15 protein-coding genes are annotated in these 14,791 nt (G+C 74.0%); 11 read left to right on the top strand and 4 right to left on the bottom strand.

What is annotated here, in order from left to right:
- Positions 1-195 precede the first annotated feature (195 nt).
- On the top strand, positions 196-1,536 hold the full coding sequence (locus ACWFQ8_RS22490) for a transcriptional regulator (protein ID WP_453788049.1): 1,341 nt from the start codon (positions 196-198) through the stop codon (positions 1,534-1,536).
- Between the two features lie 53 nt (positions 1,537-1,589).
- Positions 1,590-2,171, top strand: a complete 582-nt coding sequence (locus tag ACWFQ8_RS22485) for an NUDIX hydrolase (protein WP_453788093.1) — start codon at positions 1,590-1,592, stop codon at positions 2,169-2,171.
- Here the strand turns inward: ACWFQ8_RS22485 and ACWFQ8_RS22480 are convergent.
- Positions 2,156-3,058 carry a 3-hydroxybutyryl-CoA dehydrogenase gene (locus ACWFQ8_RS22480; protein ID WP_384544793.1) on the bottom strand — a complete coding sequence of 301 codons (903 nt, stop codon included), beginning with the start codon at positions 3,056-3,058 and terminating at the stop codon, positions 2,156-2,158. The two genes, ACWFQ8_RS22485 and ACWFQ8_RS22480, sit on opposite strands and share 16 nt — an antisense overlap.
- Positions 3,059-3,212: 154 nt before the next feature.
- On the opposite strand from ACWFQ8_RS22480, the gene ACWFQ8_RS22475 reads away from it, so the two are divergent.
- Positions 3,213-4,472 carry a glycoside hydrolase family 10 protein gene (locus ACWFQ8_RS22475; RefSeq protein ID WP_453788048.1) on the top strand — a complete coding sequence of 420 codons (1,260 nt, stop codon included), beginning with the start codon at positions 3,213-3,215 and terminating at the stop codon, positions 4,470-4,472.
- A 75-nt stretch (positions 4,473-4,547) separates the two neighbouring features.
- On the opposite strand, the gene ACWFQ8_RS22470 is transcribed toward ACWFQ8_RS22475, so the two are convergent.
- Together ACWFQ8_RS22470 and ACWFQ8_RS22465 are read right to left on the bottom strand one after the other, a co-directional pair.
- On the bottom strand, positions 4,548-4,745 hold the full coding sequence (locus ACWFQ8_RS22470; protein WP_453788047.1) for a DUF1918 domain-containing protein: 198 nt from the start codon (positions 4,743-4,745) through the stop codon (positions 4,548-4,550).
- A gap of 57 nt (positions 4,746-4,802) precedes the next feature.
- A complete protein-coding gene (locus tag ACWFQ8_RS22465; RefSeq protein ID WP_453788046.1) occupies positions 4,803-5,774 on the bottom strand; it encodes a DMT family transporter in 972 nt (323 codons plus the stop codon).
- Here ACWFQ8_RS22465 and ACWFQ8_RS22460 point away from each other — a divergent pair.
- The 8 genes from ACWFQ8_RS22460 (at position 5,773) to ACWFQ8_RS22425 (ending at position 13,913) form a co-directional block, all read left to right on the top strand.
- Positions 5,773-7,233, top strand: a complete 1,461-nt coding sequence (locus ACWFQ8_RS22460) for an aminotransferase-like domain-containing protein (RefSeq protein ID WP_453788045.1) — start codon at positions 5,773-5,775, stop codon at positions 7,231-7,233. The genes ACWFQ8_RS22465 and ACWFQ8_RS22460 overlap by 2 nt on opposite strands.
- Positions 7,234-7,264: 31 nt before the next feature.
- Positions 7,265-7,840 (top strand): histidine phosphatase family protein, encoded by a 576-nt coding sequence (locus tag ACWFQ8_RS22455; RefSeq protein WP_453788044.1) that lies wholly within the window; start codon positions 7,265-7,267, stop codon positions 7,838-7,840.
- 351 nt (positions 7,841-8,191) lie between these two features.
- Complete coding sequence (locus ACWFQ8_RS22450; RefSeq protein WP_453788043.1) at positions 8,192-8,995, top strand: TSUP family transporter; 804 nt, start codon at positions 8,192-8,194, stop codon at positions 8,993-8,995.
- A gap of 45 nt (positions 8,996-9,040) precedes the next feature.
- The gene (gene argC, locus ACWFQ8_RS22445) at positions 9,041-10,081 is read left to right on the top strand and encodes an N-acetyl-gamma-glutamyl-phosphate reductase (protein ID WP_453788042.1); all 1,041 of its coding nucleotides are present in this window, start codon (positions 9,041-9,043) and stop codon (positions 10,079-10,081) included.
- Complete coding sequence (argJ, locus tag ACWFQ8_RS22440; RefSeq protein WP_453788041.1) at positions 10,078-11,235, top strand: bifunctional glutamate N-acetyltransferase/amino-acid acetyltransferase ArgJ; 1,158 nt, start codon at positions 10,078-10,080, stop codon at positions 11,233-11,235. Before argC ends, argJ begins: the two co-directional genes overlap by 4 nt.
- Positions 11,232-12,152, top strand: a complete 921-nt coding sequence (argB, locus tag ACWFQ8_RS22435) for an acetylglutamate kinase (RefSeq protein ID WP_453788040.1) — start codon at positions 11,232-11,234, stop codon at positions 12,150-12,152. Before argJ ends, argB begins: the two co-directional genes overlap by 4 nt.
- Positions 12,149-13,369, top strand: a complete 1,221-nt coding sequence (locus ACWFQ8_RS22430) for an acetylornithine transaminase (RefSeq protein ID WP_453788039.1) — start codon at positions 12,149-12,151, stop codon at positions 13,367-13,369. Before argB ends, ACWFQ8_RS22430 begins: the two co-directional genes overlap by 4 nt.
- 7 nt (positions 13,370-13,376) lie before the next feature.
- On the top strand, positions 13,377-13,913 hold the full coding sequence (locus ACWFQ8_RS22425; protein WP_453788038.1) for an arginine repressor: 537 nt from the start codon (positions 13,377-13,379) through the stop codon (positions 13,911-13,913).
- 32 nt (positions 13,914-13,945) lie between these two features.
- Here the strand turns inward: ACWFQ8_RS22425 and ACWFQ8_RS22420 are convergent, their stop codons facing one another.
- Positions 13,946-14,653, bottom strand: a complete 708-nt coding sequence (locus ACWFQ8_RS22420; RefSeq protein WP_453788037.1) for a L,D-transpeptidase family protein — start codon at positions 14,651-14,653, stop codon at positions 13,946-13,948.
- Positions 14,654-14,791: the final 138 nt, after the last annotated feature.

The raw sequence follows: 14,791 nt of genomic DNA, 5'->3' as shown, positions 1-14,791 counted from the left end.
GCGGTGACGGGTCGTCGCACTGTACGAGGGGGGAGCCGACGACCCGGGCTGCCTCCTTGGCGAGGCGCTTCAGTGAACCGCGCGACGGCCCCCCTTCGGCAGGGTGCGCGTCGCATTTATGCGCGTACCCGGTTCACACCCCGGGTGAACCGCGCACCCACTAGCCTGGGACCGACGAGCCCCGGGGAGCGGCCCATGCAGCCCAATGTCCTGCTCGACGCCCTCCTCGACGAGGCGGGCATGTCCCACGCCGGACTCGCCGCGCACGTGAACCAGGCGGGCCGCACCCGCGGACTCGCCCTGCGCTACGAACACACCGCCGTCGCCCGGTGGTTGAAGGGCCAGCGGCCGCGGGGCCAGGTCCCCGACCTGATCTGCGAGGTGCTCGGCGGCCGGCTGCGGCGGCCCGTCGGGCTGGACGACATCGGGCTCGGGCTGCCGGACCGGCCGGCGTCCGCGCCCGCCTCGGGGCTCAGCGGGTTCGTGGACCGGGCCGCCGCCCTGTGGCGTTCCGACGAGCGGGCGCGGCCCCAACTGCTGAGCGTGGAGGCGGTGACCGGGACGCCCGCCGTCATACCGGTCTGGGAGTGGGAGAACCCGCCCGAGGACGCCGACGTCTCCCGCGAGGGCCCCCACCGGATCGGGCCCGAGCACATCGAGATCCTGCGGGCGGCGCGCGCCCACTACGAGCTGATGTACCGCCGGGCCGGGGGCGTGGCGACCAGGGCCCGGATCGTCCGGTTCCTCGGCAGCGAGACGGCGCCCATGCTGCGCGGCAGCTATCCCGACGCCCTCGGCCGCCAGTTGCACCGGGCCACCGGGTCCCTGGTGGCGGTGGCGGGCATCTGCGCGTACGACTCGGACGCCCACGGGCTCGCGCAGCGCTACTTCCACCAGGCCCTGCGGCTGGCCAAGGCGAGCGGCGACCGGGGGCTCGGGGCGTACGTGATCGCCCTGATCGTCAACCAGTCCCTGCACCTGCGGGAGTACCGCCAGGCCGTCGCCTTCGCCGAGGCCGCGCTGCGCGCCGCCGGCCGGCACACCACCCCGGCGCTCACCGCGGACCTGTACGCCATGCAGGCCAAGGCCTACGCGCAACTCGGCGACACCGCGGCCGCGTTGGGCTGCATCCGCAATGCCGAGGCGGCCGCCGAGCGGATCCGGCCGGGCAGCGAGCCGGACGAGACGGGCTACGTGCAGCCCGGGCTCGTCAACGTCCAGGTCGCCGAGGCGCTGCTCAGCCTCGGAGACCTCGACGCCGCGCGGGTCCAGGCGTCCGCCGCGGTCGGCACTCCCGCGCACGACCGGGGCCGGGTGCACCGGCTGGCGATGCTCTGCGAGATCCAGCTGCGGCAGGGGGAGGCGGACCGGGCCGTGGTGGCGGCGGCCGAAATGGCCGAGCGGGCCAAGGGGATGGAATCGCTGCGCCTGCGGGACCGATTGCGGGCGGTCCGGGAACAGCTGCTGACCAGCGGTTGCTCGGAGGCACAGGAGACGGCACAGCTCATCGACGGGGCTCTGCGCGTTCCCCTCTGACGGCGCGCACTGCTGCCATGTTGCCACCAACCCGAACGGAAGGCGGCATGACCGTGCAGTGGATGAACCTGAATGAGCAAACCGTGTACAAGAACCGCTGGTTCGACGTGAACCTCGCCGATGTCGAACTCCCCGACGGCCGCCACTTGGACCACTTCGTGATCCGGCTGCGCCCGGTAGCCGTCGCCACGGCCGTCAACGAGGCCGACGAGGTGCTGCTGCTGTGGCGGCACCGCTTCATCACCGACAGCTGGGGCTGGGAACTGCCGGCCGGTGTGGTCGAGGACGGGGAGGACGTGGCGGCCGCCGCCGCCCGGGAGATGGAGGAGGAGTCGGGCTGGCGGCCCGGCCCGCTCCGGCACCTGATGACCGTGGAGCCCTCCAACGGGCTGACCGACGCCCGCCACCACCTCTACTGGGCGGACGGGGCCACCTACATCGGGCATCCCGAGGACGCCTTCGAGTCCTCGCGCCGGGAATGGGTGCCGCTCGCTCTGGTCCCGGACATGATCGCGCGCGGGGAGGTCCCGGCCGCCAACATGGCGGCCGGGCTGCTCCTGCTGCACCATCTCCGGCTGGGCCGGGCCGTCCCCTCGGGGTCGCACCGGCCCCCGGGGTATCAGCCGTACGGGTAGAAACCGGCGCCCGTCTTGCGGCCGAGGCGGCCCGCGTCGACCATCCGCTGGAGCAGCGGGGGAGCGGCGTACAGCGGTTCCTTGAACTCGGCGTACATGGAGTCGGCGACCGAGGCCACCGTGTCCAGGCCGATCAGGTCCGCCAGCTTCAGCGGACCCATCGGGTGGGCGCAGCCCAGCTCCATGCCGTTGTCGATGTCCTCACGGCTCGCGATGCCCGACTCGAACATCCGGATCGCGGACAGCAGGTACGGGATGAGGAGCGCGTTGACCACGAAGCCGGACCGGTCCTGGGCGCGGATCGCGTGCTTGCCCAGCACGTCCCGCACCAGGGCCTCGGCGCGCTTGACCGTTTCGTCACTCGTGGTCAGCGCCGGGATCAGCTCGACGAGCTGCTGCACCGGGGCCGGGTTGAAGAAGTGGATGCCGATGACCTGGTCGGGCCGCGAGGTCGCGACGGCCAGCTTGACCAGCGGGATCGAGGAGGTGTTGGAGGCCAGGATCGCGTCCGGCCGGGTGATCACCTGGTCGAGGACCTGGAAGATCTCCGTCTTGACCTGCTCGTTCTCGACGACGGCCTCGATGACGAGGTCGCGGTCGGCGAACTCGCCGAGGTCGGTGGTGAAGGTGAGGCGGGCCAGGGTGGCGTCCCGCTCCTCCTCGCTGATCTTGCCGCGTTCGGCGGCCTTCGTCAGCGAGTTGTGCAGCCGGGTGCGGCCGATTTCCAGCGCCTCGCCGGTGGTCTCGGCGACCTTCACCTCAAGGCCGCTGCGGGCGCACACCTCAGCGATGCCCGCGCCCATCTGGCCGCAGCCCACTACGCCGACCCGTGCGATGTCGGTCGGGAGGGTAGAGAGGTCCGTCACATCGTGCCTTTCGCTGCTCATCCATCGCGGGTCCCCCGTGCTTGGCAGTGGTAACTGCGTTCCGGCGCCCGCCACGCCCCCCGACGTTACCCCCGACCTTGCCCCGCGTGGCGGGCCGGGGCGGGCATGCTGGGCGCACGCAGGGCGATGTCACGCTACGGATCGGAGTGGTCACATGGGGTTCATCGGGCGCAGGGGACTGCTGGCGGGCGCCGCCGGGGTCCTGGCGGCGGCCGCGGCGGGCGCGACGGCCCCGGCGTCGGCGGCTCCCGCGGCCATCGGGGCCGGGAGTCGCCGACGGGCCGCGGACGCGGCCGAGTTCAGGGGCATGTGGATCGCCTCCGTGCTGAACGTGGACTGGCCGAGCCGCAGCGGGCTGTCGGCCGGTCAGCAGCGGGCGGAGCTGCTCGCCCTGCTCGACGCCGCCGTCGAGCGCCGCCTCAACGCCGTGATCCTCCAGGTCCGTCCGGCCGCCGACGCGTTGTGGCCGTCGCGGCTGGAGCCCTGGTCGCAGTGGCTGACCGGACGGCAGGGCGCCGACCCCGGCTGGGACCCGCTGGGCACGGCCGTCGCCGAGGCCCACGCGCGGGGGCTGGAGCTGCACGCCTGGTTCAACCCGTACCGCGTCGCCACCCACGCCGACCCGTCGCGGCTGGTGCCCGAGCACCCGGCCCGGCGCAACCCGGACTGGATCGTCGCGTACGACGGCAAGCTGTACTACAACCCCGGGCTGCCGGATGTGCGGCGCTTCGTGCAGGACGCCATGCTCGACGCCGTGGAGCGCTACCCCGTCGACGGGGTGCACTGGGACGACTACTTCTACCCGTACCCGGTCAGCGGCCAGTACTTCGACGACGACGAGGCCTACGAGCGGTACGGGGGCGACTTCGCCTCCCGCGCCGACTGGCGCCGCCACAACACCGACGCCCTCGTCCACGAAATGGCGCAGCGGCTGCGCGAGGTCCGGCCGGCCGCGCGCTTCGGCATCAGCCCGTTCGCGGTCTGGCGCAACGCGGACCGGGACCCGCTCGGCTCCCCGACGCAGGCGGGCCTCGGTACGTACGACGACCTGTACGCGGACACGCGCAAGTGGGTCACCGAGGGCTGGATCGACTACGTCGTCCCGCAGGTGTACTGGCACCTCGGTCATCCCACCGCCGACTACGCGGACGTCGTGCCCTGGTGGGCGCGGACGGTGGCGGGCACGGACGTGGAGCTGTACGTGGGGGAGGCGCTGTACCGCAGTGACGCGAACAGCCCTACCGCCGCCTGGCGCGATCCGCAGGAGCTGTCGCGGCACCTGCGGTTCGCGAAGGAGTACGCCGAGGTCCGCGGCCACGTCTACTTCTCGGCGAAGCAGGTGGTCGCGGACCCCAATGGTGCGATGGCCCGGGTGGTCGCCGACCACTACGGCTCGGCGGTGCCACCGCGGTGAGTCGGTGGGGAGGTGAGTCGGTGGGTCGGTGGGGAGGTGGGCCTACGGGTCGACGCGGCACTGGGCCCCGGAGGGTCAGTGCTCGGCCGTTTCGGGGTGGCGGACCGTGCAGTCCGGTCCGGGAGCCATCAGCGCTTCGTGCCCGTCCTGGAAACGGACCCGGTACGGGGGGGTTCCGTTGTCACCCAGCACCTGGGTGATCTCGCCCACCTTGTCATGCTGTCCGACGATCCTGCCGTGCTGTATCAGCTGGTCGCCCTCGGTCGCGCGCATAACTGACCTCCTCGGTGGCGGTCCGATCCGGTGCTAGCAGTTTAGGTCGTTCCGAGGCTATTTGACCCGTTGGGTGAAGGCGATGCAGATGAGGACGGCGCAGGCGGCGACCGGCGCGGCGGGGGTGAGGTGCTCGCCGAGCAGCGCCACCGACCACACCAGGGTCAGCAGCGGCTGGGCGAGCTGGAGCTGGCTGGCGCGCGGGGCGCCGATCTCGGCCATGCCCCGGTACCAGACGTACAGGCCGAGGAAGGTGGAACCGGCCGCCACCCAGACCAGGCCGGCCAGACCGCGGGCGGTGAGGTGCACCGGCTCGTACGCGAGCCCGAGCGCGGCGCCGGCCAGGGCGAGCGGCAGGCACAGCACCAGGGCCCAGCCGATCACCTGCCAGCCGGGCATGAACCGGGCCAGCCTGCCCCCCTCGGTGTACCCGGCGGCGCAGACGAGGAGGGCGGCGAACAGGTAGCCGTCACCCGCGGACAGGGAGCCTCCGCTGCCGGCCAGGGTGAACCCGAGGACCACGGCCGCCCCGGCGACGGCGGCCGCCCAGAACCGGCCCGACGGGCGTACTCCGGTGCGCAGGGCGGCGGTCACGGCCGTGGTCAGCGGAAGGAGCCCGACCACGACGGCGGCGTGCGAGGTGGTGGAGGTCCGCAGGGCGAGGGTGGTGAGGAGCGGGAAGCCCACGACCACGCCGCCGGCGACCACGGCCAGACCGGCCCAGTGCTCGCGGGCGGGCGGCGCTACCCGCAGGGCCAGCAGGAACCCGCTCGCGATGACGGCCGCGAGAACGCTGCGCACGGCGACGAGGGACCAGGGGCCGAAACTCTCCAGGCCCCAGGCGGTGGCGGGGAAGGTCAGCGAGAAGGCGACGACGCCGAGCGAGGCGAGCAGGGTGCCCCGGCCGCTCCGGCCGCCCGGCTCGTTCGGTGCGGGCGCGGTGGCCCCGCGGCCGCCGACCGCGCCGATCCGGTCGGTGGTGCCGACCGCTATCGCAGCCGGGCGAGTAGCGCTATTCTTTGCTGTCATGAATGAGCGTAGCAGTGTGGTGGAGCTGGCGGAATCTCTGCGATCCGAACTCAACCGCTACTCGGTCGGTGGAAAGCTCCCGTCGAGCCGGGCCCTGGTCGAGCGCTACCGCGTCAGCCCGGTCACCGTCTCCCGGGCCCTCGCGCAGCTCGCCGCCGAGGGCCTCGTCGTGACCCGCCCCGGCGCCGGGGTGTACCGCGCGGAGTCCCGTGCCACCGCCGTGCCCGCCCTCGGGGACACCTCTTGGCAGGAGGTGGCGCTCAGCGCGGAGGGCGGCGGCGAGATCGTGCCCCGCTCCGTCGACGCCACGGGGGTGCTCGGAGCGCTGACCGCCCCGCCGTCCGGGGTGATCGAGCTCAACGGCGGCTACCTGCACCCCTCGCTCCAGCCCGAGCGGGCCATGGCGGCGGCCCTCGCCCGGGCCGGCAGGCGGCCGGGGGCCTGGGGTCGGCCGCCCGTCGAAGGACTGCCCGAGCTGCGCGACTGGTTCGCCCGCGAGATCGGCGGAGCCGTCGCCGCGGCCGACGTCCTGGTCACCGCCGGCGGGCAGAGCGCTCTGGCCACCGCCCTGCGCGCGCTCGCCCCGCCGGGGGCGCCGATCCTGGTGGAGTCCCCGACCTACCCGGGCCTGCTGGCCATCGCCCGCGCCTCGGGCTGTCGGCCCGTGCCCGTACCGGTGGATGCCGACGGGGTGCGGCCCGAACTGCTGGCCGCCGCCTTCGAGGCGACCGGCGCCCGGGTCTTCGTGTGCCAGCCGCTGTTCCAGAACCCGACCGGATCGGTCCTGGCGGCACCTCGGCGCGCCGAGGTGCTGCGGATCGCGCGCGCCGCCGGCGCCTTCGTGGTGGAAGACGACTACGCCCGCGCCCTCGCCCACGAGGACGCCGGTCCGCTGCCCGCGACCCTCGCCGCCGACGACACCGACGGCGTCGTGGTGCACGTCCGGTCCCTGACCAAGGCCACCTCGCCCAGCCTGCGGGTCGGCGCCGTGGCCGCGCGCGGGCCGGTGGTGGACCGGCTGCGCGCCATCCAGGTCGTCGACACCTTCTTCGTGCCCCGGCCGCTCCAGGAGGCAGCCCTGGAGCTGGTCGGCGCACCCTCCTGGCCGCGCCACCTGCGCACCGTGGCCGCCGAGCTGCGCCACCGGCGGGACGTCCTCGCGGGGGCCCTGCGGCGGGAGCTGCCCGAACTGGCGCCGGCGCACCTGCCCCGCGGCGGCTACCAGTTGTGGGTCCGGCCGGGCGGCGGCGAGGACGACACCGCCTTCGCGGCCGCGGCCCTGCGCGCCGGGGTGGCGGTCGCGCCCGGTCGCCCGTACTTCTGTGCGGAACCGCCCGGTCCGCACGTACGGCTGAGCTTCGCCGGGGTCTCCGGACCGGCAGAGCTGGTGGAGGCGGTCCGGCGGCTGCGGTCCGGATCGGCGGTCCGGCCCGGGAGTGACCCCGGTCCGCACGCTTGACCCCGCGCGACGGGCGGCCCACCATCACCGCATGCATGTTCGGGTTTCGCTGGTTGCCGCAGCCCGTAGTTCCGCGCTGCTCGGCGAGCGCTTCGACGACGACCGCCCCCTGGACGGGGCCGGCCGGCGGGCGGTCGAGTCCGCCGCGCGCGACCTCGTCCCGCTCGGCGCGGCCGACCTGCGCTACTGCTCGCCCACGCCGCGCAGCCGCGCCACGGGCGAGGCCCTCGGGTACGCGCCGCTGGCCCAGCCCGCGCTGCGCGAGTGCGACATGGGCCGCTGGCGCGGGCTCACCCTGGCGCAGGTGGCCGCCCACGAGCCGGGCGCGGTGGACCTCTGGCTCGCCGACCCCCGGTCCGCGCCGCACGGCGGGGAGTCCCTGCTCGCCTTCATCTCCCGGATCGGCGGCTGGCTCGACACCCGGCCCGCGGACGACGGGGGCGCGATCGTGGCGGTGGCGGAGCCCTCGGTGGTCCGGGCGGCCCTGGTCTACGCGTTGCAGGCGCCGCCGCAGAGCTACTGGAACGTGGACGTCCGGCCGCTGTCCACGCTCACCCTGACGGGCTGGTCGGGGCGCTGGCACCTCTCGCTCCCGGCCCCGGTGTAGACCCGGCGGCCCCGCCGTCGATGACCGTCAACGGCTCGCTCGCGCGGTGGCGCCGCTGGACCGGCCTGCCCTTCGACCGGCCGGGCCCCGTCCACGTCCCGGGCGCTCTGATCCCGTTCCACTGCGACCCGGAGCGGGGATACGCGGTCCACGGGGAGCCGAACGGCCGGGTCCGGCACGTCCTGGACCGCCGGCCGGCCGGCTCGCCCGCGGGTCGCCCGTTCGCCGGGCAGCGGCCGGGGCCCGCGCGGTGCCGCCGTTCATGAACATCGCGTATCGCGTCCGCCCCGGCGCCGCCGCCGTCGCCGCCCGCGCGCATACTGACCCCGGGGTCGACGGGTGGGAACAACGGTGGAGTGGACGATCTGCGCGGGGTTCGCCGCCGGACTGCTGATCTCGACGGTGACCGCGCCGGTCGGCGTGTCCGGGGCGGTCTTCCTGCTCCCGGTCCAGCTGAGCGTGCTGGGCGTGCCCAGCCCCGCGGTGACCCCGACGAACCTGCTGTACAACGTCGTCGCCGGGCCCGGCGCCCTGTGGCGCTACCGCCGCCACGGCGCCCTGCGCGACGGTCTGGCCCGGCGCCTGGTCGTCTGGACCCTGCCCGGTGTCCTCGTCGGCGCCGCGGTCCGGGTCTTCGCCCTGCCCGGCCCCGACGTCTTCCGGCTGCTGATCGCCGCCCTCCTCCTGCCGCTCGGGGTGTGGCTGTGCGTCCGTACCCGCCGGCCGGCCCCCGCGCGGCCCGCGGACGACCCCGCCCCGGCCGCGCTCGCCGTCCTCGCCCTGGCCGTCGGCGTGGTCGGCGGCGTCTACGGGATCGGCGGCGGCTCCCTGCTCGGCCCGGTCCTCGTCGCCCGGGGCGTGCCCCTGACCCGCGTCGCGCCCGCCGCCCTCGCCGCCACGTTCACCACCTCGGTCGCCGGAGCCGCCGCGTACGCCCTGCTCGCCGCGGTCGCACCAGGTCCCGTCGCGCCCGACTGGGGGCTCGGCCTCGCCTGCGGCGCCGGCGGGCTGATCGGCGGCTACCTCGGCGCGCGGCTCCAGCCCCGGCTGCCCGAGACCGCCCTCCGCGTGCTGCTCGGCTCCCTCGCCGCGGCCCTGGGCGCGCTGTACGCCGTACAGGTCCTGGGGCCGTGGGCCGCCTCGACCTTTGCATAAACGTGCGTAGATACGTATAGTCATGCCATCGACGAGGAGGGTCCGATGGTGGTACGTGCAGCAGTGGTCGGAGCGAGCGGGTACGCGGGCGGTGAAGTCCTGCGCCTGCTGCTCTCGCACCCCGAGGTGGAGATCGGCGCGCTGACCGGGAACTCCAACGCGGGGCAGCTCCTCGGATCCCTGCAACCGCACCTCGTTCCGCTGGCCGGGCGGATGCTGGAGGCCACCTCGCCCGAGGTCCTCGCCGGACCGGGCCGTCGGCACGACGTCGTCTTCCTCGCGCTTCCGCACGGCCAGTCCGCCGCCGTCGCCGCCCAGCTCGGCGACGACGTGCTCGTCGTCGACATGGGCGCCGACCACCGGCTCAAGGACCCGGCCGCCTGGGACGCGTTCTACGGCGCCCCGCACGCCGGGACCTGGCCCTACGGCCTCCCCGAACTCCCCGGCGCACGGGCCGCCTTGGAGGGGGCCAAGCGCATCGCCGTCCCCGGCTGCTTCCCCACCGCCGTCTCCCTCGCGCTCTTCCCCGCCTACCAGGCACGGCTCGCCGAGCCCGAGGCCGTGGTCGTCGCCGCCACCGGCACCTCCGGCGCGGGCAAGGCCCCGAAGACGCACCTGCTCGGCGCCGAGGTGATGGGCAGCGTCACCCCGTACGGCGTGGGCGGCGGCCACCGGCACACCCCCGAGATGGTGCAGAACCTCTCCCCGCTGGCCGGGACCGAGGTCTCCGTCTCCTTCACCCCGCACCTCGTGCCCATGGCCCGCGGCATCCTCGCCACCTGCTCCGCGAAAGCCCTCCCCGGCACCACGGCGCACTCGCTCCGCGCCGCCTACGAGAAGGCGTACGCGGAGGAGCCCTTCGTCCACCTGCTCCCCGAGGGCCGCTGGCCGTCCACCAAGTCCGTCCACGGTTCCAACGCCGTCCACGTGCAGGTCGCGTACGACGAGTCCGCCGGGCGGATCATCGCGATCAGCGCCATCGACAACCTGACCAAGGGCACCGCCGGCGGCGCCGTGCAGAGCATGAACATCGCCCTCGGCCTCCCCGAGAGCCTGGGTCTTTCCACGATTGGAGTCGCGCCGTGAGCGTTACGGCTGCACAGGGATTCACGGCGGCGGGCATCGCCGCCGGAATCAAGGAGAACGGCAATCCGGACCTCGCGCTCGTGGTCAACAACGGGCCCAGGCTGGCCGCCGCGGGCGTCTTCACCTCCAACCGTGTCAAAGCCGCGCCGGTGCTCTGGTCCGAGCAGGTCCTGCGGGGAGCAGCCGTCGCCGCGGTCGTCCTGAACTCCGGCGGGGCCAACGCCTGTACCGGCCCCAAGGGCTTCCAGGACACGCACGCCACCGCCGAGAAGGCCGCCGCCGCCCTCGGCGGCGACTTCAACGCCGGCGAGATCGCGGTCGCCTCCACCGGCCTGATCGGCGTCCTGCTCCCCATGGACAAGCTGCTGCCCGGCATCGACACGGCGGTAGCCGCCCTGTCCCCGGACGGCGGCGAGGACGCGGCCGTGGCCATCAAGACCACCGACACCGTGCACAAGACGGCCACGGTCTCCCAGGACGGCTGGACCGTCGGCGGCATGGCCAAGGGCGCGGGCATGCTCGCCCCCGGCCTGGCCACCATGCTCGTCGTCGTCACCACCGACGCCGACGTGGACAGCGCCACCCTCGACAAGGCGCTGCGCGCCGCCACCCGCACCACCTTCGACCGGGTGGACTCCGACGGCTGCATGTCCACCAACGACACCGTGCTGCTGCTGGCCTCCGGCGCGTCCGGCCGGGTGCCGGCGTACGAGGACTTCGCCGAGGCCGTCCGGACCGTCTGCGACGACCTGGCCCGCCAGCTGATCGGTGACGCGGAGGGTGCGAGCAAGGACATCCGCATCGAGGTCGTCGGCGCGGCGAGCGAGGAGGACGCGGTCGAGGTCGGCCGGTCCATCGCCCGCAACAACCTGCTCAAGTGCGCCATCCACGGCGAGGACCCCAACTGGGGCCGCGTGCTCTCCGCGATCGGCACCACTCGGGCCGCCTTCGACCCGGACCGGCTGAACGTCGCCATCAACGACGTCTGGGTCTGCAAGAACGGCTCGGTCGGCGAGGACCGCGACCTGGTCTCCATGAAGGGCCGGGAGGTCCGCATCACCGCCGACCTGTCCAGCGGCAGCGAGAGCGCCGTCATCTGGGCCAACGACCTGACCGCCGAGTACGTCCACGAGAACAGCGCGTACAGCTCATGACCGCCCGCAAGCACACCGCGCTGCCCAAGGCGCAGATCCTCATCGAGGCACTGCCCTGGCTCACCCGCCACAACGGCAAGATCGTCGTCATCAAGTTCGGCGGCAACGCCATGATCGACGAGGATCTCAAAGCCGCCTTCGCCCAGGACGTCGTCTTCCTGCGCCAGGCCGGGCTGCGGCCCGTGGTGGTGCACGGCGGCGGCCCGCAGATCAACGCCCAGCTCGACAAGCAGGGCCTGGTCAGCGAGTTCAAGGCAGGGCTGCGCGTCACGACCCCGGAAGCCATGGACGTCGTCCGGATGGTGCTGGCGGGCCAGGTCCAGCGCGAGCTGGTCGGTCTGCTCAACCAGCACGGTCCGCTCGCCGTCGGCATGACCGGCGAGGACGCCCACACCATCACCGCGACCAGGCACAGCCCCGAGATCGACGGCGAGCTCGTCGACATCGGGCGGGTCGGCGAGATCACCGCCATCGACACCGGCGCGATCGAGGCCCTGCTGGCGGACGGCCGGATCCCGGTCATCTCCTCCATCGCGCGCAGCGCCGACGACCACCACGTGTACAACGTGAACGCCGACACGGCCGCCGCGGCGCTCGCCGCCGCGCTCGGCGCCGAGACGCTGATGGTCCTCACCGATGTCGAAGGCCTCTACGCGGACTGGCCGAGCAGCGACGAGGTCATCAGCCGGCTCACCGTCAGCGAGTTGGAGAAGCTCCTGCCCGAGCTGTCCAGCGGGATGGTGCCCAAGATGGAGGGCTGCCTGCACGCGGTGCGCGGGGGAGTGAGCACCGCCCGCGTCATCGACGGCCGGGTCCAGCACTCGATCCTGCTGGAGATCTTCACCGACGAGGGAATCGGCACGATGGTCGTGCCCGACGATCAGCGACCCGACGATCAGCAAGGGGGAACGGCATGACGCAGGGAACGGGCAACCAGGAGTACGGCGCCCGCTGGCAGGGGGTGCTGACCGACAACTACGGGACCCCCGCCCTGGCCCTCGTCCGCGGTGAGGGCGCCCAGGTCTGGGACGCGGACGGCACGCAGTACACCGACCTCGTCGGCGGCATCGCGGTGAACGCCCTCGGCCACGCCCACCCGGCGATCGTCGAGGCCGTGACCGCGCAGATCAGCACGTTGGGGCACGTCTCCAACCTCTACGCCTCCGAGCCCGTCGTGGCACTCGGCGAGCGGTTGCTCCAGCTGTTCGGCCGCCCCGGCCGCGTCTTCTTCTGCAACTCCGGCGCCGAGGCCGTGGAAGCCGCCTTCAAGATCGGCCGGCTCACCGGGCGGACTGGCATGGTCGCCACCGAGGGCGGCTTCCACGGCCGGACGATGGGCGCGCTCGCGCTCACCGGCCAGCCCCAGAAGCAGGAGCCCTTCCTGCCGCTGCCCGGCGACGTCACACACGTCCCGTACGGTGACGTCGAGGCCCTGCGGGCCGCCGTCACCGAGGACACCGCGCTCGTCGTCATCGAGCCCGTCCAGGGCGAGAACGGCGTCGTGGTGCCCCCCGCCGGCTACCTGACGGCCGCCCGCGAGATCACCCGGGCCACCGGCACCCTCCTGGTCCTCGACGAGGTGCAGACCGGCATCGGCCGCTGCGGCCAGTGGTTCGAGCACCAGGCCCACGAGGACGTCGAGCCCGACCTCGTCACGCTCGCGAAGGGGCTCGGCGGCGGCCTGCCCCTCGGCGCCGTGGCCGCCTTCGGCGCCGCGGCTGACCTGCTGCGCCCCGGCCAGCACGGCACCACCTTCGGCGGGAACCCGGTCGCGTGCGCCGCCGGCCTCGCCGTCATCGACACCATCGCCGCCGAGGGCCTGCTGGAGCAGGTCAAGGCGCGCGGCGAGCGGCTGCGCGCCGGGATCGAGAGCCTCGGCGCGGGCGGGACCGGTCATCCGCTGGTCTCCCACGTCCGAGGTGCGGGTCTCCTGCTGGGTATCGTGCTGACCGAGCCCCTCGCGCGCCAGGTGCAGCAGGCGGCTCAGGACGCCGGCTTCCTGGTCAACGCGCCCGCCCCCGACGTCGTACGGCTCATGCCGCCGTTCGTACTGACCGAGGCCGAGGTGGACGCGTTCCTGCAGGCACTGCCCGACGTCCTCGACGCAGCCCACGGGGACGGATCCGGAGAATGAGACGACGATGAGTCAGGCGCAGGACAACGAGCACGGCGGCCAGGCCGTCCCGCAGACCCGCACCGCGCGCCACCGCCGGATCGTGGACATCCTCAACCGGCAGCCGGTGCGTTCCCAGAGCCAACTGGCCAAGCTGCTCGCCGACGACGGACTGAGCGTCACCCAGGCGACGCTCTCGCGCGACCTCGACGAGCTGGGCGCGGTGAAGATCCGCAACACCGGCGGCGAGCTGATCTACGCGGTACCCAGCGAGGGTGGCTACCGCACCCCGCAGGCACCGCTCGGGGAGTCGGCCAAGGAGGAGCGGATGCGACGCCTCTCCGGGGAACTGCTGATCTCCGCGGAGGCGTCCGCGAACCTCGTGGTCCTGCGCACCCCGCCCGGTGCGGCGCAGTTCCTCGCCTCGGCGATCGACCAGGCCGAACTCCGGGCGATCCTGGGCACGATCGCGGGCGACGACACGCTGATGCTGATCAGCCGCGACCCGGCGGGCGGCCAGGCCCTGGCCGACCACCTGCTGCGGCTGGCGCAGAAGGAGGGCTGAGCCGGTCCCGGCGGCGCGCCGCCGGGACCGGCTCAGTACCGGGTCACGGCCAGGGCCCCGGACTCCGTGCCGATCGCGATGTGGGGACCGCGCCGCGGGTCCGCCCAGCGCAGGATCTCCCGCATGGCCCGCTCCGGCACGGAGACGCAACCGGCCGTCGCGCCCTTGCCGTTCACGTGCAGGAAGATGCCGGCGCCGCGGCCGCGGACCGGCCGGTCGTAGTTGAAGGCGACGAGCAGGGCGTGCGCGTACTGCTCCTCGTACGTCACCAGGTGCTCGGCCTCGCCCGGCGCGCAGTCCGCGGGCAGCGGCTCGACCCAGCGGTTGTAGCTGTCCGAGGCGTTGTCCTGGCACCACCACGAACGCTCCGTCACCCGCCGGTACCGGTAGGCCGTTCCGGCCGGCGCCGGGCGGATCCCGAAGGCGTACGGGAGGGCGTACAGGCCCGCCGGCGTGGTGTCCGTGCCCTGGGTCCGGCTCCCGCCCTCGGTGAGGCCGTTCGCGCCGAACCGGGCGGCCGCGCTCCCGGCCTCGTACCAGCGTCCCGCCCGCCGGTCCCACCAGGTCAGCCACCCGGTCGTGGAGCCGGGCCCGGGCGCCACGGCGGTGATCAGCTGGCTGCCGCCGCCCGTGTCGGCCAGCCGGGCGGGCAGCGGGACCTGGCCCCGGGGGGCCTGCGGGAGCAGGGCGGTGGCGATCAGTGAGCCGGTGACGAGAGCGGTACGCAGCACACGCCGCACGGTACGGGGCGAACGGCGCGCCGCCCGTGCGGCAGGCCGCACGACGCCCCGGTCTTCACCGGGCCGAGGGCGCCCCGCGCATCTCGTCCCCGTCCCGTGCTCGCAGGTACCGGTGGAAGAGCGTGCGCGGCTGCCGCG

The sequence above is a fragment of the Streptomyces sp. NPDC055254 genome (assembly GCF_053606025.1).
This window is presented reverse-complemented; position numbering and strand designations above follow the sequence as displayed.